The organism is Paraburkholderia sp. OAS925 (genome assembly GCF_040543975.1).
GTDB classification, from domain to species: domain Bacteria; phylum Pseudomonadota; class Gammaproteobacteria; order Burkholderiales; family Burkholderiaceae; genus Paraburkholderia; species Paraburkholderia graminis.
This window is the reverse complement of record NZ_JBEUNO010000002.1, coordinates 2,316,585-2,336,869: the sequence shown is the minus strand read 5'-3', so window position 1 is coordinate 2,336,869 and position 20,285 is coordinate 2,316,585. Positions and strand designations below refer to the sequence as shown.

Below are 20,285 nucleotides of genomic sequence, written 5' to 3'. Positions count from 1 at the left end.
CGCCTCGCAGGTTGCGGATTTTACGCGCGTGCCTAGACCTCGCCGCGCCGTAGCAGATAATCGAGCCCGCCGACCCGAAACCATCGATACCCATACGGCTCGAGCACGACCGCATGACGGCCGTCGTCCTTCTCCTCGCTGTGATCGTCCGAGAGCAGGTTGATGAGCCGGTTCTGTTCCGGCTCCTTGCAGCCCGAGCGGAATTTCACCGTGCATGCCTGCGCGCCGAAGTTATGCAGGCATATCACCGAGTTGTTGCGCCAGTCGTAGCGAAGCGCGAGCACATCGTTGCGCGAGGTGCGCAGCACGGCGAAGTCGCCCCAACTGATTTCCGGCACTTCGCGGCGCATGCGGATCATGCGTTCCATCCAGTTCAGCAGCGAATTCGGATCGCGCCGCTGCGTCGCGACATTGATGCGCTCGAACCCGTAAGCGCCGCCCGTGATCACGCGGCACGGCGGCTTCGGGTGCTTGGTGAAGCCGCCTTCCGGTTCCGTCGACCATTGCATCGGCGTGCGCGCGCATTCGCGCTCGGGCAGGCGCAGGTCGTCGCCCATGCCGATTTCATCGCCGTAACGGAACACCGGCGTGCCGGGTAACGTCAGCATCAGACTGTAGGCGAGTTCGAGCCGGCGCCGGTCGCCCGCGAGCATCGGCGCAAGCCGGCGGCGAATGCCGCGCTCATAGAGCTGCATGTCGGGCTCGGGCGCGAACGCGGCAAACACGGCGTCGCGCTGCTCGGGCGTGAGGCGGCCAAGATCGAGTTCGTCGTGATTGCGCAGAAACACGCCCCATTGCGCGGTCGACGGACGCGGCCGCGTTGCCGTCAGCGCTTTCTTCAGCGGCGCGGTATCGCCGGTTGCCAGCGTGTAGAACGTGTGCTGATTGAGCTGGAAATTGAACATCATCTGCAAACGCTCGCCCTGATCGCCAAAATATTCGAGGTCGGTATTGGGCAGCACGTTGGCCTCGGCGAGAATGATCGCATCACCCTGACGCCATTGCAGGAACTCGCGAAACGCGCGCAGCATGTCGTATTGCTCGACGGGCTTCTTCACCTTCGGGCCTTTCGTCGCGATCACGAAAGGCACCGCGTCCATGCGAAAACCCGACACGCCGAGCTGGATCCAGAAGCCCATGATCTTCAGCAATTCCGCGCGCACGTACGGGTTCGCCGTGTTCAGGTCCGGCTGAAAGTCGTAGAAGCGATGGAAATACCAGCGCTTGGCCTGCTTGTCGAACGACCATGTGGACTTCTGCACGCCGGGGAATACCACGCCGTCTTTCGCGTTCGGCGGCTGCCTGTCCGACCAGACATACCAGTCGCGATACTGCGACTCAGGATCGCTGCGTGCTTCCCTGAACCACGGGTGCTGATCGGACGTGTGATTAATGACCAGGTCGATCATCACGCGCAGGCCGCGCTCGCGGCACGCATGCGTGAACTCGGAGAAGTCGCCGAGCGTGCCGTATTTCGGATCGACGTTGTAGTAGTCGCAGATGTCGTAGCCGTTGTCGCGCCCCGGCGAAGGCTGGAAAGGCATCAGCCACACCGTCGTCACGCCGAGCCCCTGCAGGTAGTCGAGGCGGCGCAGAAGGCCCTTGAAGTCGCCGACACCGTCGCCGTTCGCGTCCATGAACGTGCCTACCGAGAGGCAATACACAATCGCGTTCTTGTACCAAAGGTCATTGAGCATGCAACCTGCGCCTTGCGCCATAACAATCGATCGTTGAGAGGACTTGCAATGTCGGAACTGGCATGGTGGCAACGCGGCGTGATCTATCAGATCTATCCGCGCTCGTTTCAGGACAGCAACGGCGACGGCATCGGCGATCTCGCGGGCATGAACTCGCGTCTGCCGTATCTCGCCGAACTGGGCGTCGATGCAGTGTGGGTGTCTCCGATCTACCCGTCGCCCATGGCCGACTTCGGTTACGACGTCGCGGACTACTGCAACATCGACCCGATGTTCGGCACTCTGGCCGACTTCAAGCAATTCGCGGACCGCGCCCACGGACTCGGCATGAAGGTGCTGCTCGACTTCGTGCCGAATCATTCGTCGGACCGGCATCCGTGGTTCGAGGAAAGCCGCTCGTCGCGCGACAATCCGAAGCGCGACTGGTATGTGTGGCGCGATCCGGCGCCCGGCGGCGGGCCGCCCAACAACTGGCAGAGCCGCATGGGCGGGTCCGCGTGGGAATGGGACGAGCGTACCGGCCAGTACTACTATCACGCGTTCCTGCGCGAACAGCCGGATCTGAACTGGCGCAACCCGCAGGTGCGCCGCGCGATGGACGACGTGCTGCGGTTCTGGCTGGCTGGACGTGCTGCGGTTCTGGCTGGGATCACGGCGTCGACGGCTTTCGTGTCGACGTGCTGTGGCTTCTCATCAAGGACGCGCAGTTCCGCGACAATCCGCCGAATCCCGCCTATGAGCCGGGTCAGCCGGACCATCACCGGCAATTGCACACGTACACCGAAGACCAGCCCGAAGTGCACGACATCGTGCGCTCGATGCGCGCCACGCTCGCCGAATACGGCCAGCGTGTGCTGATCGGCGAGATCTATTTGCCGGTTCCGCAACTCATCCGCTATTACGGCGCGAACGGCGACGGCGCGGACATGCCGTTCAATTTCCAGTTGCTCAACGCAACATGGCATGCCGGCGAAATCGCACGCATGATCCGCGATTACGACACCGCGCTGCCCGAACATGCATGGCCGAACTGGGTGCTCGGCAATCACGACAATCCGCGCGTCGCTTCACGCGTGGGCCTCGCGCAGGCACGCGTGGCCGCGGTGCTGCTGCTGACGCTGCGCGGCACGCCGACGCTTTATTACGGCGATGAAATCGGTATGACGGATGGCGTGATTCCGCCGGATCAGGTGCAAGACCCCGCTGAAATCCGCCAGCCTGGCATCGGCCAGGGACGCGATCCCGAGCGCACGCCGATGCAATGGGACACCTCGCTGCCGAATGCCGGTTTTACAACCGGCAGGTCATGGTTACCGGTAGCGAGCGAGACGAGCGTGCATATCCAGAACGGCGATCCGTCGAGCATGTTGTCGCTTTATCGCCGGCTGCTTAAATTGCGGCGCAACAATGCGGCGCTCGTGCAAGGCGCGATTGAACACGTCGCGGCTTATGGCGATGTGCTGACATACGAGCGGCATCACCGCGGCCAGCGTTTGTTCATTGCGCTGAACATGGGTGCAGCGGATGCCGAAGTCGAATCGCGTGAGGGCGTGGTGTTGCTCTCCACATTTGCGGGCCGCGACGGCCAGCCGCTTGTACAAGGCGCGAATCGTCTTGCTGCGGGCGAGGCGCTGATCGCGTCGGTGTGATGGCTATTCTGCGCTTGCGGCCAGCGCTTCTTCAGGACTCTTCGGCAGCACCACTCTGAAGGTCGAGCCGTGCCCAACTTCGGAGCGCACCTCGATGCGCCCGCCCTGCTTCCTGACGATGCCATACGAAATCGACAAGCCGAGCCCCGTGCCTGTGCCGACCGGTTTCGTCGTGAAAAACGGATCGAAGATGCGGTCGCGATGTTCCGGCTTGATGCCCTGTCCGCTGTCTTCCACTTCGATCCATACGCTCGTTTCGTCATGACCTGTGCGCACGACGATGTGCCCATGCCCTTCGATGGATTGCGCCGCGTTCATCAGCAGATTCATGAAGACCTGGTTGAGTTGCGACGGAATGCATTCGAGCTCGGGAATCGCGCCGAACTCGCGCTTTAACTCGGCCTTGTACTTCAGCTCATTCCAGACGATGTTGATCGTCGTGTCGAGATTGCTCTCGAGATTGGCCCACTGCTTCTCGGCCTTGTCGACGTGCGAAAAGTCCTTCAAGCCCTGCACGATGCGCTTGACTCGCTGCAAGCCTTCCACGGATTCGGAGAGCAGCGTCGGAATATCGCTGCGCAGATAGTCGATGTCGATCTCGCGCTTCAGTTCGATGAGCGCGGCCCGCGACTCCGCAATCAGCTCGGCCTCGCTGCGCTCATAAGCGGCGAGCGCGGTCAACAAATCCGCCATATAGCGTTGCAGCGTGCCGAGGTTGGCATTCACAAAGCCAACCGGATTGTTGATCTCATGCGCAACGCCCGCGGCAAGCTGACCAATCGACGCGAGCTTTTCCGACTGCAACAACTGGCTATGCGCTTGCGCAAGCTCGTTGATGAGCGCTTCCTGACGCGCCTTTTCTTCACGCAGCGCGGCGTACGCATGCGCAAGCTGGCGCCGGTCGTCCTGGAACTGTTCGACGGCGCGCGCCATTTCGCCGATCTCGTCGCGGCCCTTGACGATGCGCGAGACGTGCTGCTCATCGGCCGGGTCGCCGCTGCGCAGATTGCTGCTGACCACTTCGAGCCGCGCGAGCACATGCTTGCCGAGAAACGCATGCGCGACGAGCCACGCAAACAGCAGGCTCACGGCGACGAGGCCGGTAATCCAGCGCTCGTGTCGCGCGGATGTCGCCGCGAGCCGCTGCACGGCCTGCTGAAACTCCTGCGTGCATCGGTCGGATTGAAGCTGCGCCGAGGCGACCATTGCGCTCGCTTGCTGACGCAGGCCGTCGCTGAATCGATCGCGTGAAGCGAGGGTTTGCGAATCGGCTCGCGCGGCCGTGCTGTTTTTATCCGCCACGTTAGGCGCATGCGCAATCGCCGCGCTCAACTCGCTCTCGCGCAACTGCGCGACGATGTTCACCGTGTTGCGAAACAACTGGCTCGCCTGATGAAGGTCGAGCACGCTGACGTCGTCGTCATTGGCGGCGGCGAGCCGGTCCGACAGGCGGTCGAATAGTTGCAGTTGCCTGATGATGTCCGCGTAACTCGCACGCATTGCATCGAGCGAACCGGTGCTCGCGAGCCGCGCCGATTCGCGCTCGATCAGCAACGTGTGCTGCACCAGCGTGTCGGCGGCCTGCATGCGCGTGAGTTCGCCGGTGGCGAGCAGGCGCGTCTCGTTGGTCGCCACCCGCAGCGTGTAGACGGCGGTCAGGCCGCTCGTCGCGATCAGGAGCGTGAGCACGACCGTCGCCAGCGTGAACTGCCGGCGCAATGAGCGCGGCAACAGCTTCAGGCGTCTCGCCGCTAGTCGCATGAACTGCGCTCCGGGTGCGTTGTTTTGTTCATCGGCGCGTTCATCGCCTTTATCGCTTCCAGATGCCGCGATACAGGTTGCGATAGCCGTTGCCAGGATCGAACTGCCCTTGCAATCCGCCATCGAACGCGATGTTTGCGGCCGTCACCAGATGCACCGGCGACACATAACCCGTCACCGGCTGATGCGCGAGCAGCCGATTCAATTCGTCGACGAGTTGCCAGCCTTGAAAGTTGAGCGGCTCGGCGACCGTGCCGGTCTGGAACGTGCCGGCCTGAATGCGCAGGAAAGCGGCCGCGCTGCCGTCGCCCGCGGACAGCATGCTCAGGCCGCGGCCCATGTTGCCCGCGCGCGTGAGCGCGGGCGCCGCGTAGTCGAAGTAGATGTCGTTGATCGCGAGCGCGTAGTTCCAGCTCTTGCCGTATTGCGCGAGCAGTTCGTCGGTGACCGCGGGCATCTGCTCGGCGCTTTTCGAAATCGCCACATCGCGCACCGCAAGCAGACGGCAATCGCGGCATGCGCGAATCACGTCAAGCATGGCTTGCGCCTTCGCGCTTGCGATCTGGAAATTGCCGTCGGTAAACACCACGACGCCCGCGCGCGCGCCTGACTGAATCACCGCGGCCATCGCCGTGAGGCGCGCGACGTCGAGCGGATTGGTCGACACGTTCATCGCGACCGGACTGTTCGTCATTGCGCCTGCAATTGGCCCGACATGCCAGCCGACGAGCGGAATGCGGCGCGCGGCGAACGGCTGTAAGTCCTGCTTCATCTCGCCCGCGTCGACGCCGACGAGGATCGCGCCGTCCGGCTGCAATGAGAGCGCCGCGGCAACGGCCTTGCTGCGGCCTTCGGCGGTTCCGCGCGCATCGTAGACACGCGTATTCCAACCGATCGCGTTGGCGGCTTCCTTGATGCCTTTCGCGACGCCCAGCACGCCGCCGTTACGCAGGTCCTCGCTGATGATCGCGATGCTCGCGCCGGGCACCGCCGACGGTCCGGACTTCGGGCCGCTCCAATGCAACGCCGGTTCGCTCGCGCTATCCACGGCGCGCTGCATCGCGGCGAGGTCGAGCGCGGTGTCGGCTGTCGCGCGATGAGCGGGCTGCGGCGCGCTCTGTCCGCACACGGGACGCATGCACAGGCCGCAGAGCACGAGCAACGCGGCCGTGAGCCCAAGGCGTGAATGCATGAATTCTCCCGATATGCCGAACGATGCGTCATCGCCTCGCGCTCTCCTCAATGCGGAGCGCGCGAGGCGAGACATTCCTCTTGCTCGTGTTAACGGCGGATTCGCGGCCTGCTTGATACGCCATGCATTACGGGAAACCCTTGCATTGCGGTTGGTGTTGCGGTTGCGCTTTTGCGCCACGTTGCATGCGCTTTGGCCCAGGGTAAATACCGCTCCGCGCGCGCCCCTTACGTTCCGTTAATTCATTCATGGCGGCGAAGAGAGCGCCGCATGCTTTGTCTTTTCACGGGCCATTTCTTCGGTGAAAACCAGTCTGTCGGAAGCTATTGTCGAGCGCGTGAACTGCGGTGTCTTCACCGTGGATCGCGACTTACGCATCCTGACGTGGAATCGCTTCATGCAATCGCATAGCGGGCGTTCGGCCGAATCTGTGGTCGGCCAGAACCTGCTCGACGTGTTTCCCGAATTGCCGCGGCAGTGGCTCAGCAGAAAGATCGAAGGCGTGTTCGTGCTGGGCACGCCGGCTTATTCGTCGTGGGAACATCGGCCGTATCTGTTTCGCTTCGAGCATTCGCGTCCGATCACGGGCACGATCGACGCGATGCGCCAGAACTGCAACTTCATTCCGATCGAGAACAGCCGCGGCGAAGTGGTCGCGGTCGGCGTCGCGATCGTCGATACGACCGACGTGTGCATTGCGTACGGCGAGCTTCAGGACCGCGAGAAAGCGGTCACGAACGCGCTGGCCGAGTTGACCGTGCGCAACCAGCAGCTTACTTCGCTCAACGATGCGCTCGCCCATGCGCATCAGCAATTGCTGCAATCGGAAAAGCTGGCCGCGATCGGTCAACTCGCGGCGGGCGTCGCGCACGAGATCAACAATCCGGTCGGCTTCGTGCTGTCGAACCTGAATACGCTCGACGGCTACGTGAAGACGCTGATCCGCTATGCCGCCGACGTTCAACGCATGGTGAGCGAAGCCGCGCCCGCACTGAAGCATGACATCGAGGCGCTCGCGGAACAGGCGGACCTCGACTATCTGCTCGGCGACGCACCGACGCTCGTGCACGAATCGAAGGAAGGACTCGCGCGCGTGCGCACCATCGTGGTCGATCTGCGCGACTTCTCACGCGTGGACAGCACGCAGGTATGGGAACTCGCGGACATTCATCGCTGCATCGAGTCGACGCTGAACATCGTCCATAACGAAGTGAAGTACTGCGCGCATCTCGTGCGCGAATACGCGGAGATTCCATTCGTGCGCTGCATTCCGTCGCAGATCAGCCAGGTCGTGCTCAACCTGGTCGTGAACGCGGCGCAGGCTTACGGCGGCAATCACGAGCAGCACGGCGCGCCGCGCGGCACCATCACCGTGCGCACTGGCATGGATGCGGCCGACCCGTCGCGCGTGTGGTTCGAAGTCGCCGACATGGGCTGCGGCATCCCGCCCGAACTGTTGAAGCGCATTTTCGATCCGTTCTTTACGACGAAACCCGTGGGCCAGGGGACCGGCCTCGGTTTGTCGGTGACCTATGGAATCGTCAACGCGCATCGCGGCACGATCTCCGTGGCGAGCACCATCGGCGAAGGCACCACCTTCCGCGTCACGCTGCCCGTCGACGGAGCGCAGCCTGAAGACAGCAACACCGAAGCGCTCGCGCAAAGCGGTTCGCTCGATGCAATCGCGTTGCCGGCGCAGTCGCCGGCAGCCACATGAGGTAGACCTATGCCATTGCCTGTACTCGTTGTCGACGATTCGACACTCGCCCGCAAACTATTGATCCGCTCGCTGCCCGAGGAGTGGGACATCGAGATCACCCAGGCGTCGGACGGCGCGGCCGCGCTCGAGCTGTATCGCGCCGGCAAGGGCGCCGTGATGTTTCTCGATCTGACGATGCCCGTCATGAACGGCTTTCAGGTGCTCGAAGCGATCCAGCACGAGGGCCTCGATACGTTTGTGATCGTCGTGTCGGCGGACGTGCAGTGCGGCGCCGTCGAGCGCGCGAAGTCGCTCGGCGCGATCGGCTTCATTTCCAAGCCGGTATCGCCCGAAGCGATCCGGCCGATTCTCGCGGAGTACGGTCTCCATGAATGAACAGTTTCTGAACGAAGACCAGCGCGACGCGTTGCAGGAGATCTGCAACGTCGGCATGGGCAAGGCCGCCGCCGCACTGGCCAAACTGCTGGGCGCTTTCGTCACGCTGTCGGTGCCGAATATCCGCGTCGTCGGCGTCGAGCAATTGCGCGTCGCGCTCGGCGCACAGGACGACAGCGAATTGCGGCCGGTGCGCCAGGCGTTTCAATCCGACATATCCGGCGAGGCGATCGTGCTGGTCGGCAAGGACGGCCAGCGCGAACTGCAACAACTGATGGGTCATGACGTCGGCGAGCCCGACACCGAAGTCGAAGTGTTGTGCGACATCACGAACCTGCTGGTCGGCGCCTGCGTGCAAAGCGTGTTCGAGCAGTTGGGGCGGCACATCTGCTTCTCGCAGCCGACGCTGTTGCCTTGTGCGACGAAGACGCAGGACGGACTGCTGCCCGGCGGACGCTGGGACGTCGCGCTGCTGCTCGAGATTCACTTCACGCTCGAGCAAGGCGGCTTCGGCGCGCGCATGGTGCTGTTGCTGCCGGATGCGGCGATCCGCGGAATGAAGGAAGCGCTCGACCACTTTCTGGAAGCGCTGTAATGCGGGCCGATGCAAAGCGCGCTGTAAAACGCGCTGTTATTTGCGCTAACCACGAGGTTAATCATGGCTGAGCTTCAGGCAACCGGCAATTCCATCGAGCCCGCTCGCGATGAACCGGCGCAGCAAACACCGCTGGCTTCTTTCGATGCCGTTGCGGATGCAGCGCCCGCGCCAGTCCCGACACTGCTGCTCGTCGACGACGAGCCCGGCGTGATCTCGTCGCTCAAACGCCTGCTGCGCCCGCTGAAGTACGAGGTGCTGAGCGCGAACAGCGGCGCCGAAGCGCTCACGCTGCTCGAATCGGCGCGCGTCGACGTGATCATTTCCGACATGCGCATGCCGAACATGGACGGCGCGGAGTTTCTGTCGCGCTCGCGCAGCATGGCGCCCGACGCGATCCGCATTCTGCTCACCGGCTATTCCGAAGTCGATGCGGTCGTGCGCGCGGTCAACGAAGGCCACGTCTATCACTATCTGCACAAGCCGTGGGACGACCAGGATCTGCTGCTCACGATCCAGCGCGCGCTCGAACAGCTCGCGCTGCAACGCAAGACCGAACGGCTCGCCGCGCTGTTGCAGGAACAGAACGAGAAGCTCTCGTCGTTCAACATGGAACTCGAGCGCGAGGTCGATGCACGCACCGAGGAAATACGTCAGACCGTGATGTTTCTCGAAGGCGCGCAACAAGACCTCAAAAGCAACTTCCTGACGATGGTGAAGGTCTGCGCGAACATGGTCGAAATGCGCTGCGGGCTGCCCGGCCATTCGGCGCGAATCGGCGAGACGGCAAGACAGCTCGGCGCCGCGCTCGGCCTGAGCGACTACGCGTGCAATGAACTGCTGATGGCGGGCTTGCTGCACGGCATCGGCAAGCTGTTTCTGCCCGATGCGCTGCTGAAGACGCCTATCGCCAAGCTGCAGCCGCAGGAAGCGAAGCTCTATCAGCTTCATCCGTTGCATGGGCAGATGGCGCTCACGCCCGTCTCGCAACTGAGCGGCGTGCAGGCGATGATTCGCCATCAGTATGAACGTTACGACGGACGCGGCACGCCGGATGGCCTGCTCGGCGGCCTGATTCCGCTCGGGGCTCGCGTGCTTGCGCTGGCGCGCGATGCGGAAGATCTGCGCATCGGCGTGATTGCGCCGCAAAAGATGAACGACGCGCAGATCATCTCGACCGTGCGCGCGCAAAGCGGCATTCGTTACGATCCGGCGATTGCGGAGAAGTACATCGAGTTGCTGATGAAGCACGCGGAATTGACGCCGGAAGGCGTGCCCGACCGCGTCGACGCATCGCATCTGAAGGAAGGCATGAAACTCGCCGACGATCTGCGCACGTCGCGCGGCACGCTGCTGATGACCAAGGGCAAGGTGCTGTCCGCCGAGCAGGTCACGCAGATTCGCCGCTATGAAATCCACGAGGGCGAGCCGTTCGTGATTCTGGTCGAGCGCGCGGCGGAGGTGCGGAAAGCGGAAGTGGCGTGAGCGGGCCGGATGAGGTCACGTCAGCTCATTCGTTGCTGTTGCTGTTGCTGTTGCCATTGCCGTTGCCGCGGCACAGCGCGGCGGCCGCGAAACCTGCTGCGAGCGCCGCATACACGTAGAACATCGAGCGCTTCGTCAGATGCGCTTCAAAGCCGGGCGTGAGACGGCGCGGCACCATGTGATAGTCGACGGTATAAGCGACGGCCGCAGTCGTAACCGCACTCGCCGCGATGTCCGCGACACCGGCGCGGCGTTTTACATGGCACTGCCAGCGGTCCAGTAATCCTTCGAACAGCACGCCCCAAAAAATCGCCGACGCCTGATGGATCGCGAGACCCGTCAGCGTGAAGCGCGCGCTCGGACCCGTTTCGCTGAACGCGCGGCGCGGCCACAAGCAATGCGTGACGGCGTTGAGCGGCGCGTACGGCGTGCTGCCGTCGGCGCGCGCTCGCGCGGCGGCCGCGACGGCTGCGGCGCTGCCCGCTGCGGTACCCGACACCGTCGCGCGGCACACGAGATTGGCGAGACGGTTCATCAGTCGCCTCCCGATCCGTGCGCTGAATCTTCGAGGCCGTGTCCGGCCTTGCTTCGCTCGACCAGATAGCAGCCGCGCTCGACGCCATCGCGTAACGCCTCGGCATGCGTCGTCCATTCCGGTGTGACCGGTTCGACGTCGGGCAGCGCGAACGGCTTGCCGTCCACGGACGCGTCGATTCGCGCGACCCAGGCGCCCCGATCGTTCTGCTTCGCACTGACGACGATATCCACGCCGCGATGCGTCACGCGCATCGTGCCGTCGCTTTGCGTCTCGAGGTCCGTGCTGCGGAAATCCGTGCCTGCCATGCGTGCCTCCAATGCATCGTCCGATACGGCGGATGCAGCAACGTGCGTGCCGTCCGATGGCACAACCCTTGCTGCGCCCCAGGGTCATAGACAGACGTCAGACATTTGGGCATCGACGTGAAAAGCACATCCGGCGAGATTCACATCGGCATTTCAGGCTGGCGCTACAAAGGGTGGCGCGGGACGTTCTATCCGAAGGGCCTGAAGCAGGACAGCGAGTTGCAGTACGCATCGGGCCTCATGCAGACGATCGAAATCAACGGTACGCACTACAGCCTGCAATCGCTCGACAGTTGGCAGCACTGGTACGCGGAAACGCCACCCGGTTTTGTTTTCAGCGTGAAAGGCGCGCGCTATCTGACGCACCTTCTGCGCTTTCGCGACGAGACAGCCACCGTCGCGTGCGCGAATTTTTTCGCGCAGGGACTGCTCGCGCTGAAGGACAAGCTCGGGCCGATACTGTGGCAATTTCCACCGTCGTTGCGTTTCGATCCTGAGCACATGGAGCGCTTCCTGAGCCTGCTGCCGCGCGATACCGAAGCGGCGCTCGCGCTCGCGCAACAGCACGATCAGCGCGTGAAGACGCCGTATGTGGAGATCGACCGCAAACGCAAATTGCGTCACGCGATTGAAGTGCGTCACGACAGTTTCGTCGACCCCGCGTTCGTGAAGCTGCTGCGTCGTCACAAGGTCGCGCTCGTCGTGTCGGATTCGACTGAGGCATGGCCGCAGTTCGAGGATCTCAGCGCGGGCTTCGTCTACATCCGTCTGCACGGCACCGAGACCAAGTATTCTGGCGAGTACTCCGATGCGGCGCTCGAACGATGGGCGCGCAGAATCGAATCGTGGAGCCAGGGTTCGCAGCCCGCCGACGCGCGTCTCGCCGCGCCGGCCCTGCAGCCGCCTCGCGCGCAAACGCGTGACGTGTACTGCTATTTCGACAACGACGCCAAAACCAACGCACCGTTCGACGCGCAACGATTGATGGAGCGCCTCGGGCTGCACGCGCAGCAAGCGGCGGCGTGAGAGCACGCCACGCCCGCTTCTATTTGCGCCGCTGCGCGAGTTTTTTCGCGTCCTGCAGCGCGGCGACGATCGCTGCATACGCGCGATGACGCGTCTCGGGATCGGGCGCACGCAAGGCGAACGAAGGATGATACGTCGCGACCACGAGCCGGTCGCCATGTTCGATGACCTTGCCGATTGAATCCTGCAAGCGCGACTTCGGATCTTCGAGCACGGCCTTCAGCGCGGTCGCGCCCAATGCGACGATCACGTGAGCGCCGACGCTCTCGAGTTCCTGATCGAGCCAGTAGCGGCACGCGTCCACCTCGCGTTGCCCCGGCGTTTTATGCATGCGGCGCTTGCCGCGCGGCGTCCATTTGAAATGCTTCACCGCGTTCGTCACATAGACTTCCTTGCGACCGACGCCGGCTTCGACGAGCGCGTCATCGAGCAACGCGCCGGCTGGTCCGACAAACGGCAAGCCTTGCAGATCCTCCTTATCGCCCGGCTGCTCGCCGACCATCATGATCGGCGCGCGGCGTGGACCGGCGCCCGGCACGCCTTGGGTCGCATTGGCCCAGAGCGGACAGCGGCGGCAATCGTCGAGCGTCGCGGGATGCTGGTCGGGATCGACCTCGGGCGCGGCGGGCTCTTCGCCTTCCGTGGATGATGGGCGCTTGGGTGTGCGCTTCGGTGTGCGCTTCGTGGTAACCATAGTTCGTCGCGTTGCGCTGCTCGCTTCGCGTTTTTGCATGGGGCGGATATGCACGCGAAGCAAGCAAGCCGCGTTCCGACGATTGGCCACGCACTGCATCACGAAGCCAGGCGCGCAATGTGCTTGGGAATAAGCCTGCCGATGGCCCTTGCGTTAGCGGCGTCATAGGCAACCATCGGAGCGCACGGTAAATTTTTCACGGCGGGCAACCGGCGCCATGAGCCGACAACAGAAGGAGCAAAACGATGACCCTGCTTATATACCTGGTCGGATGGATCATTTTTATCGGCGGCGTCGCGTGGGGATTGATGGCGCTGCACGTCGCGCAGCACATCATCGCGATCGTGGCCGTGATTCTGTTCGGCATCGCGGTCATCACCGGTGCGACGAGAGCGCGCAATCGGGATCGGTCGTGACAGGAGTGGACTTGCGCACGCGTCCACAGCGCGTGCCGTCCATGCACGCACTAAATCCATTCCTCTCTCCCTGCTAAGAATCAGCGAAATCCTTCGTTGCTCCCCGCGCGCCGTATGTCTTACCGTTGCCGGATTGCGCATTGCGCGTCCCATACGGAGAACCCATGTCCGCGCCCTCTTCACACGACAACCCGCCGCATGCGGCCGGCCTTGCCGATGCCGCGCAACTTTTTGACGACAACGCGCTGACGCGCCGCTTCGCGCCCGTGTTCGCGCGCATCGCAGAAGGCGCGGTGCATCGCGAACGGCATCGCGAGCTTGCCTACGAACCTGTCGAATGGCTGCGCGAAGCCGGCTATACGAAGCTGCGCGTACCGGCGCAATACGGCGGCGAAGGCGTGTCGCTGAGCGAGTTCCTCGGCCTCGTCACGCGCCTCGGCGAAGCGGATTCGAACCTGCCGCAAATCCTGCGCGTGCATGGCGGCTTCATTGAATCACTGCTGGAATATGGCGACGACGCGTTGCGCGACCGCTGGCTCACGCGCGTCGCGCAAGGGCAGATCATCGGCGGCGCCGTGGCCGAACGCACCGCCGTCACCAACAACAGCCTGCGTCTCACGCAGACCGACGGCGCGTGGCATCTCGACGGAGAGAAGTACTACACCACCGGCACGCTCTACGCGGACTGGGTCGACGTCACCGCGTACGACGGCGAAAGCGACCTGCGCGTGCTCGTCAAGACCGACACGCCGGGTCTCGAACGTATCGACGATTGGGACGGTTTCGGCCAGCGCCTGACGGGCAGCGGCACCACGCGCTTTAATCATGTGCCCATCTCGCGCGAGAACGTGTACCGGCGCTATGACGCGTCGGCGCCGCGCCGCAACAGCGTGCTCACGTCGTACTATCAGGCGCTGCATATCGCGAATCTGGCCGGCATTAGCCGTGCCGCGCTGCGCGACGCCGTCGCCTTCGCGCAGGCAAAAACGCGAACCTTCGGTATCCCAGGCGAATCGAGTCCGCGCGACAATCCGCTCGTGCAACGCGTCGTGGGCCGGCTCGCGAGCCTCGCCTATTCGACGCAAAGCATCAGTGCATCGCTCGCACGCGCGATCGATGAAGTGCTCGTCGCACGGCACGAAGGCCGCACGACCGAAGAGACCTATTTCCGGCTCGACATCCAGACCTTCCAGGCGCAGCAGATCGCCATCGAGCAAACGTTGCAGGCCGCGACGCTGCTGTTCGAAGTGGGCGGCGCATCGGCGACGAGCGAAACGCGGCGCTTCGACCGCTACTGGCGCAATGCGCGCGTGCTCGCGTCGCACAATCCGGCGATCATCCGCGAGGCAGCCATCGGCGACTTCTATCTGAACGGCAGGCCGCACAATGAGCGCTTCGGCATAGCGCGGCCGGCCGCGCAGGCGGCGTGACACGCGCGGCTCCAGGCCGCGCCTTCTGTGGCACAGTAACGTCATCGGTGCACGCGCGCGGAGCGCGGCACGCCACTGCCCTGACGAGCCCCATGAAGAATCTGCCTGCCTACGAGCCGCCCGTCGACGAACAGCAGCTTCTGCTGAAATGGATCCGACGCGCGCGCGAATCCCAGATGAGTCACTACGACATGGCCGATCTGCTGTCCGCGCGCGACCGGCAGATGGGCTGGCTCGTCACTGTGCTGGCCGCGTTCGTGGGCACGGCCGTGTTTGCCTCGCTGAATTCGAGCGCCGTTTCGTTCGAGGTCAGGATGCTGGTCGGGCTCGTGAGCGTGGTTGCCGCGGTGTCGGCGGCGCTGCAAACGTATCTGCGGTATGCGGAACGCGCCGAAAAACATCGCGCGGCGGGCGCGCGTTATGGCGCGGTGCGGCGGCGTCTCGAATCGGTTTTCGCGGGCGACCCCGACGCGCGCGACGGCCACTATCTGACCGCTATTCGCGACGAGCTTGACCGGCTCGCACAAGACTCGCCGAATGTGCCGCCGCGCAATTTCTATCGCACGCAGCGTGCGTTATCCACCGATCCGCGCCGCGGCACCGACACCTGAGCGTCAAAGCTCACGCATCTAGATCGTTCGCGTCGATGCCCAGTTCGGCGGCCATGCGCCGCACCACCACCTGAAGCCGGCTGACTTCGTCGGCGAGTCTTTTTTGCTCGGCTTTCAGCGCCTCGAACGCGGAGAGCGGCACGCTTTCGTCCGCGCTGCCGCCCGGCTGCGCGAACTCGCTCAGGTTCACTTCGCCGCACAGCAAATGCATCCAGCGATGTTCGCGCTCGCCTGGCGTGCGAGGCAGTCTGACGACGCGCGGCGGATCGTTCGCGGCGAGTTCGTCGAGAAACGCCTCGACCGACGAAATATCGGCGAATCCATGAAAGCGCGCGCTGTTCAAACGCAATTCCGCGGCCGTCTGCGGGCCGCGCAGCAGCAACGTGGTGAGCAACGCAGCCGATTGACTCGGCAATCCAAGCACGCGATTCATGTTGTGCTCGAAGCGCGGCACGCGGCTGCTGCTGCCCTCCATGACGAGGCTGAGCCGCTTGAGGCCGTCGAGCGCGGTCAGCACTTCGGCTTCGGTCGCGTTCAGCACCGGCGAGCGGCCGGTCTTCTGGTTGCAGCCCAACGTCAGTGCGTTGAGCGAAAGCGGATAACTGTCGGGCACCGTGTGCTGTTTTTCGACGAGCACGCCAAGCACGCGCCCCTCGAGCAGCGTCAACGCGCGGATCGAAGGACGGGAGGGAACATCGGGAGTCGAATTCATGTGGTGTAGCGGCATGGCTGCCGTGGTGATCGGTGAAACGCCTTGCCGCGCTCAGCGCGGCGGCACTTTTCTGGTTGTGGGCACTATGATAAACGGCCTGGGCGCCGGCGGTGCATCTATCTCGCCGCAGCGGGTCGTATCGCGCGCCGCTGGGCATGTCGCCTGCCTGGCTTTCTGCTTTTTCACATGGAGTATTCAACGCCTATGCGTTTGCAGCCGGTCCTGCGCGTGAGCGCCGTGTCGCTCGCAGTGGGTGCATCACCCACGCAACAACGCACGGCAATGCCTCGCAATCTGTTTCTCCTCTTCCGTATGAACCGCCCTCACCTTGCCCGAAGCATCGCCCTCCCGAAGGCCAAGAAACCCCAGTCCCTCGCAAATGCGCTTGCGAATCTCCGCGCTATGCTCGCCAATGCCCCCGGTGAACACCAATAGATCGATGCCGCCCAGCAAAGCCGCATATCCGCCGATGGTCTTGCGCACCGCCGTGGCGAACGCGTCGAGCGCGAGGGACGCATTCGCGTCGCCGGCCGCCGCGCGTTGTTCGAGCGCCTGCATGTCGCTCTCGCCATCGGCGTAACCGGCCAGACCGCTGTGCCGGTTCAGCAGCGTTTCGAGCGCGTCGGCGTCGAGCTTTTCCACCCGCATCAGATACAGCAACACGCCCGGATCGAGGTCGCCGCAGCGCGTGCCCATCGGCACGCCGCCGGTCGGCGTCATGCCCATCGACGTATCGATCGATCGTCCGTCGCGCAACGCGCACACGCTCGAACCGTTGCCGAGATGCGCGAACACCGCGCGCGGCGGCAGCGCCGCGCCCAGTTGCGCGACGAGCGATTCGTACGAAAGCCCGTGAAATCCATAGCGAATCACGCCGGCATCCGCATAACGGCGCGGCAACGCGAGCTGCGCCGCGCGCGGCGGCAGCGTCGCATGAAACGCGGTGTCGAAGCAGGCAAAATGCCCGGCGTCGCCGAAGATGGTCTGCGCCTCGTCGATCAACGCAAGCGCCGGCGGAATATGCAGCGGCGCAAAATGCACGGCATCCTGCAAACGGCGGCGCACCTCGGGCGTGAGCCGCTGATGCGTGCGCAGATGCGGCCCGCCATGCACCACGCGATGCCCGACCGCCGTTGGCTGCGCATAGTGCTGAGCGGCAAGCACGGCCGAGAGCTTTTGCAACGCATCGGTCTGCGATTCCAGCACATGCTGCTCGTGCACCAGCACGCGTGCGTCCGGCGCAGCAATGCGCAGGCTGCCGTCGCCGCGGCCGATGCCTTGCGCGCTGCCTTCGAGCAGCAGCGATTCGTCGTCGCCCGAATGCGCGAACAGCCCGAACTTCAGCGATGACGATCCGCTGTTCAGCACGAGAATGGTTGGCGGCGAAGCGCCGTGCTGCGTGTTCATGGCGCGCCTCGCTCAGTCTTTCCACGTCCAGTTGCGGATTTCTTCCTTGTCGATGCCCTCGGCATGCGCATAGGCGAGATGCTCGATGATCTGCCCGCGCAGCCATTCCTTCGCGTGATCGCCGACGCCGCGCAGCTTCGGCACGCGATCGATCACGTCGATGGCGAGCGAAAAGCGGTCTACCTGATTGATGATCGCGAGTTCGAGCGGCGTGTTGATGTTGCCCTTCTCGTGATAACCGTGCACGTGCAGGTTGTCGTGATTCGTGCGGTTATACGTCAGCTTGTGAACCAGCGACGCATACGAATGGAAGTTGAAAATCACCGGCTTGCTCGTCGTAAACAGCGAATCGAAATCGCGGCTCGACAGGCCGTGTGGATGCGCATGCTCGGGCATCAGCCGGAACAGATCGACGACGTTGACGAAGCGGATTTTCAGATCAGCGAAATGCCCTTTCAGGAGCTGCACGGCGGCGAGCGCCTCCATTGTCGCGATGTCGCCCGCGCACGCGATCACCACATCCGGCTCGGCGCCCTGGTCGGTCGACGCCCAATCCCAGATGCCGATGCCCTTCGTGCAATGCGTGACGGCCGCATCCATGTCGAGATACTCCAGATGCGGCTGCTTGTCCGACACGATCACGTTCACGTAATCGCGCGAACGCAGGCAGTGATCTGCCACGCTCAACAGACAGTTTGCGTCGGGCGGCAGATAAATGCGCACCACGTCCGGGCTTTTATTCGTCACGACGTCCAGAAAGCCGGGGTCCTGATGCGTGAAGCCGTTGTGATCCTGACGCCATACAAGCGAAGTGATGAGCAGGTTGATCGACGGCACTGGCTGGCGCCAGCCGAGTTCGCGCTTGGCTTTTTCGAGCCACTTTGCGTGCTGGTTGAACATCGAATCGATCACATGCACGAACGCTTCATACGTCGCGAAGAGACCATGCCGGCCCGTCAGCACATAACCTTCGAACCAGCCTTCGAGCGTGTGTTCGCTCAGCATTTCCATCACGCGGCCATCCGCCGATAGCGCGCCGCCGTCCGCGTCGTTCGGCTGCAAGTCGGCGAGCCAGGTCTTGTCCGATGCTTCATAGATGGCCGTGAGCTTGTTGCTCGCTGTCTCGTCGGGGCCGAACACGCGGAAGTTGGTCATGTTCCTGCGCATCACGTCGCGCAAAAATTTGCCGAGCGTCTGTGTGGGCGACGAGTACGCGGATGCGGGCTTTTTCACTTCGACCGCATAGTCGCGAAACACGGGCATGTCGAGCATCTTGCACAGCACGCCGCCGTTCGCATGCGGATTCGCGCTGATGCGGCGCGTGCCCTTCGGCGCGAGTTCGCGCAATTCCTCGACGAGCCGCCCGCTTTCGTCGAACAGCGACTCGGGCTCGTAACTGCGCAGCCAGCCTTCGAGCAGTTTCAGGCTCTTGCTGTTGGTCGCCGGATCGGCAATGGGCACCTGGTGCGAGCGCCACGAACCTTCCACCTTGTGACCGTCCACTTCTTTCGGACCGGTCCAGCCTTTCGGCGAACGCAGCACGATCATCGGCCAGCGCGGACGCGTCGTGTCGTTGCTGGCGCGCGCATGTTGCTGGATCGCCCTGATTTCGCCGATGCATTGTTCGAGCGTCGCGGCCATCTGCTGATGCATGACGTTTGGATCGTCGCCTTCGACGAAATACGGCTTGTGGCCGTAACCGGTCAGCAACGCTTCGAGTTCTTCGCGCGGAATGCGTGCGAGCAGCGTCGGATTCGCGATCTTGTAGCCGTTCAGATGCAGCACCGGCAGCACCGCGCCGTCGCGCACCGGGTTCAAAAACTTGTTCGAATGCCATGACGTGGCGAGCGGCCCGGTCTCCGCTTCGCCGTCGCCGATCATCACCGCGACGATCAGGTCGGGGTTGTCGAACGCCGCACCATAGCCATGCGACAGGCTGTAGCCGAGTTCGCCGCCTTCGTGAATGGAGCCCGGCGTTTCCGGCGTGCAGTGCGAGCCGATGCCGCCGGGAAACGAAAACTGGCGGAAAAAGCGCCGCAGGCCGGCTTCGTCTTCGCTGCGGTCCGGATAGATTTCCGAGTAATGTCCCTCGAGATAACAGTTCGCGAGCGTCGCGGGTGCGCCGTGCCCTGGACCGGAAATGTAGATCATGTTCAGGTCGAGCTTGTTGATGAGCCGGTTCAGATGCACGAGCAGGAAGCTCTGTCCAGGGTCCGAGCCCCAATGTCCCAACAGACGATTCTTGATGTGCTCCGGCTTCAGCGGTTCGCGCAGCAGCGGGTTGTCGCGCAGATAGATCATGCCGGCGGACAGGTAATTGCATGCGCGCCAGTAGCGGTCCATCTTGCGCAGCGTGTCGGGGTCGAGAGTTTGCGGCGGGGCGGGACGGGAGATTGCTTCAGCCATGACATCACTCCTCGTAAGAACTGTCAGGCGGGTTAGCGGACGTTGCGAAGTGTTTTGCCGATGCGTGTCATGCGCGTGACATGACGGGGGTGAGGCGTGTTGCGAAGCGCGGTCGTCTGCGGTGTGACCGTATGCGCGCATCATGGTTCGGGAATGCGGACAAATGCTTGCGCGTGGTCAAGCGTCACCATCACCGCACGCCGCACGCCCCGCTGCAAGTCCTGCGCCACCCACGCTGCACGCATCCACCGAAACGCTTAAGCTGC

At 63.5% G+C, this 20,285-nt stretch carries 17 protein-coding genes and 1 pseudogene; 9 read left to right on the top strand and 9 right to left on the bottom strand.

Translation table 11 applies throughout. The features are described 5' to 3' along the window. Positions 1-32: 32 nt before the first annotated feature. Positions 33-1,697 carry an alpha-amylase family protein gene (locus ABIE53_RS29250; RefSeq protein WP_029970625.1) on the bottom strand — a complete coding sequence of 555 codons (1,665 nt, stop codon included), beginning with the start codon at positions 1,695-1,697 and terminating at the stop codon, positions 33-35. 48 nt (positions 1,698-1,745) lie between these two features. Between ABIE53_RS29250 and ABIE53_RS29245 the strand changes: the two are divergent. Further along, a pseudogene (locus ABIE53_RS29245) lies at positions 1,746-3,346 on the top strand (alpha-amylase family glycosyl hydrolase). Between the two features lie 3 nt (positions 3,347-3,349). On the opposite strand, the gene ABIE53_RS29240 reads toward ABIE53_RS29245, so the two are convergent. Continuing rightward, complete coding sequence (locus ABIE53_RS29240; RefSeq protein ID WP_192698980.1) at positions 3,350-5,107, bottom strand: ATP-binding protein; 1,758 nt, start codon at positions 5,105-5,107, stop codon at positions 3,350-3,352. Between the two features lie 49 nt (positions 5,108-5,156). Then, positions 5,157-6,299: a substrate-binding domain-containing protein gene (locus tag ABIE53_RS29235; protein WP_192698981.1), complete on the bottom strand. Its 1,143-nt coding sequence runs from the start codon at positions 6,297-6,299 to the stop codon at positions 5,157-5,159. A 301-nt stretch (positions 6,300-6,600) separates the two neighbouring features. Between ABIE53_RS29235 and ABIE53_RS29230 the strand changes: the two genes are divergently transcribed. The 4 genes from ABIE53_RS29230 (at position 6,601) to nosR (ending at position 10,474) form a co-directional block, all read left to right on the top strand. Next, entirely contained in the window at positions 6,601-8,016 is a 1,416-nt protein-coding gene (locus ABIE53_RS29230) for an ATP-binding protein (RefSeq protein WP_192698982.1), read from the top strand. Between the two features lie 9 nt (positions 8,017-8,025). Then, positions 8,026-8,394, top strand: coding sequence for a response regulator (locus tag ABIE53_RS29225; protein ID WP_006047087.1), 369 nt, complete (start codon positions 8,026-8,028; stop codon positions 8,392-8,394). Then, on the top strand, positions 8,387-8,989 hold the full coding sequence (locus tag ABIE53_RS29220) for a chemotaxis protein CheC (RefSeq protein WP_006047086.1): 603 nt from the start codon (positions 8,387-8,389) through the stop codon (positions 8,987-8,989). Before ABIE53_RS29225 ends, ABIE53_RS29220 begins: the two co-directional genes overlap by 8 nt. A gap of 63 nt (positions 8,990-9,052) precedes the next feature. Next, a complete protein-coding gene (gene nosR / locus ABIE53_RS29215; RefSeq protein WP_192698983.1) occupies positions 9,053-10,474 on the top strand; it encodes a response regulator c-di-GMP phosphodiesterase, NosR family in 1,422 nt (473 codons plus the stop codon). 25 nt (positions 10,475-10,499) lie between these two features. On the opposite strand, the gene ABIE53_RS29210 is transcribed toward nosR, so the two are convergent. Next, a complete protein-coding gene (locus tag ABIE53_RS29210) occupies positions 10,500-11,009 on the bottom strand; it encodes a hypothetical protein (protein ID WP_192698984.1) in 510 nt (169 codons plus the stop codon). Beyond that, a complete protein-coding gene (locus ABIE53_RS29205; RefSeq protein WP_006047083.1) occupies positions 11,009-11,317 on the bottom strand; it encodes a DUF6566 family protein in 309 nt (102 codons plus the stop codon). Before ABIE53_RS29205 ends, ABIE53_RS29210 begins: the two co-directional genes overlap by 1 nt. A 117-nt stretch (positions 11,318-11,434) precedes the next feature. On the opposite strand from ABIE53_RS29205, the gene ABIE53_RS29200 reads away from it, so the two are divergent. Further along, a complete protein-coding gene (locus tag ABIE53_RS29200; protein ID WP_114158038.1) occupies positions 11,435-12,343 on the top strand; it encodes a DUF72 domain-containing protein in 909 nt (302 codons plus the stop codon). Positions 12,344-12,362: 19 nt separating this feature from the next. On the opposite strand, the gene ABIE53_RS29195 is transcribed toward ABIE53_RS29200, so the two are convergent. Further along, positions 12,363-13,037, bottom strand: coding sequence for a UdgX family uracil-DNA binding protein (locus ABIE53_RS29195; RefSeq protein WP_107709786.1), 675 nt, complete (start codon positions 13,035-13,037; stop codon positions 12,363-12,365). 245 nt (positions 13,038-13,282) lie between these two features. Here ABIE53_RS29195 and ABIE53_RS29190 point away from each other — a divergent pair, with 245 nt between their 5' ends. The 3 genes from ABIE53_RS29190 (at position 13,283) to ABIE53_RS29180 (ending at position 15,494) form a co-directional block, all read left to right on the top strand. After that, positions 13,283-13,453 (top strand): hypothetical protein, encoded by a 171-nt coding sequence (locus tag ABIE53_RS29190; RefSeq protein WP_165919844.1) that lies wholly within the window; start codon positions 13,283-13,285, stop codon positions 13,451-13,453. Between the two features lie 164 nt (positions 13,454-13,617). Beyond that, the gene (locus tag ABIE53_RS29185; protein WP_192698985.1) at positions 13,618-14,883 is read left to right on the top strand and encodes an acyl-CoA dehydrogenase family protein; all 1,266 of its coding nucleotides are present in this window, start codon (positions 13,618-13,620) and stop codon (positions 14,881-14,883) included. A gap of 92 nt (positions 14,884-14,975) precedes the next feature. After that, entirely contained in the window at positions 14,976-15,494 is a 519-nt protein-coding gene (locus ABIE53_RS29180) for an SLATT domain-containing protein (RefSeq protein WP_006047078.1), read from the top strand. Positions 15,495-15,504: 10 nt separating this feature from the next. On the opposite strand, the gene ABIE53_RS29175 is transcribed toward ABIE53_RS29180, so the two are convergent. From ABIE53_RS29175 to ABIE53_RS29165, 3 genes are all read right to left on the bottom strand, one after another. Further along, positions 15,505-16,206, bottom strand: a complete 702-nt coding sequence (locus tag ABIE53_RS29175; RefSeq protein WP_192698986.1) for a YceH family protein — start codon at positions 16,204-16,206, stop codon at positions 15,505-15,507. A 258-nt stretch (positions 16,207-16,464) separates the two neighbouring features. After that, the gene (locus tag ABIE53_RS29170; RefSeq protein ID WP_192698987.1) at positions 16,465-17,613 is read right to left on the bottom strand and encodes an acetate/propionate family kinase; all 1,149 of its coding nucleotides are present in this window, start codon (positions 17,611-17,613) and stop codon (positions 16,465-16,467) included. 12 nt (positions 17,614-17,625) lie between these two features. After that, positions 17,626-20,019, bottom strand: a complete 2,394-nt coding sequence (locus tag ABIE53_RS29165; protein ID WP_192698988.1) for a phosphoketolase family protein — start codon at positions 20,017-20,019, stop codon at positions 17,626-17,628. Between the last annotated feature and the right edge of the window lie 266 nt (positions 20,020-20,285).

Bases quoted from the DNA above. Each gene is read 5' to 3' on its own strand.
- ABIE53_RS29250 (WP_029970625.1), bottom strand. From the start codon at position 1,697: ATGCTCAATGACCTTTGGTACAAGAACGCGATTGTGTATTGCCTCTCG.
- ABIE53_RS29240 (WP_192698980.1), bottom strand. From the start codon at position 5,107: ATGCGACTAGCGGCGAGACGCCTGAAGCTGTTGCCGCGCTCATTGCGC.
- ABIE53_RS29235 (WP_192698981.1), bottom strand. From the start codon at position 6,299: ATGCATTCACGCCTTGGGCTCACGGCCGCGTTGCTCGTGCTCTGCGGC.
- ABIE53_RS29225 (WP_006047087.1), top strand. From the start codon at position 8,026: ATGCCATTGCCTGTACTCGTTGTCGACGATTCGACACTCGCCCGCAAA.
- ABIE53_RS29220 (WP_006047086.1), top strand. From the start codon at position 8,387: ATGAATGAACAGTTTCTGAACGAAGACCAGCGCGACGCGTTGCAGGAG.
- nosR (WP_192698983.1), top strand. From the start codon at position 9,053: ATGGCTGAGCTTCAGGCAACCGGCAATTCCATCGAGCCCGCTCGCGAT.
- ABIE53_RS29210 (WP_192698984.1), bottom strand. From the start codon at position 11,009: ATGAACCGTCTCGCCAATCTCGTGTGCCGCGCGACGGTGTCGGGTACC.
- ABIE53_RS29205 (WP_006047083.1), bottom strand. From the start codon at position 11,317: ATGGCAGGCACGGATTTCCGCAGCACGGACCTCGAGACGCAAAGCGAC.
- ABIE53_RS29195 (WP_107709786.1), bottom strand. From the start codon at position 13,037: ATGGTTACCACGAAGCGCACACCGAAGCGCACACCCAAGCGCCCATCA.
- ABIE53_RS29190 (WP_165919844.1), top strand. From the start codon at position 13,283: ATGACCCTGCTTATATACCTGGTCGGATGGATCATTTTTATCGGCGGC.
- ABIE53_RS29185 (WP_192698985.1), top strand. From the start codon at position 13,618: ATGTCCGCGCCCTCTTCACACGACAACCCGCCGCATGCGGCCGGCCTT.
- ABIE53_RS29180 (WP_006047078.1), top strand. From the start codon at position 14,976: ATGAAGAATCTGCCTGCCTACGAGCCGCCCGTCGACGAACAGCAGCTT.
- ABIE53_RS29175 (WP_192698986.1), bottom strand. From the start codon at position 16,206: ATGAATTCGACTCCCGATGTTCCCTCCCGTCCTTCGATCCGCGCGTTG.
- ABIE53_RS29170 (WP_192698987.1), bottom strand. From the start codon at position 17,613: ATGAACACGCAGCACGGCGCTTCGCCGCCAACCATTCTCGTGCTGAAC.
- ABIE53_RS29165 (WP_192698988.1), bottom strand. From the start codon at position 20,019: ATGGCTGAAGCAATCTCCCGTCCCGCCCCGCCGCAAACTCTCGACCCC.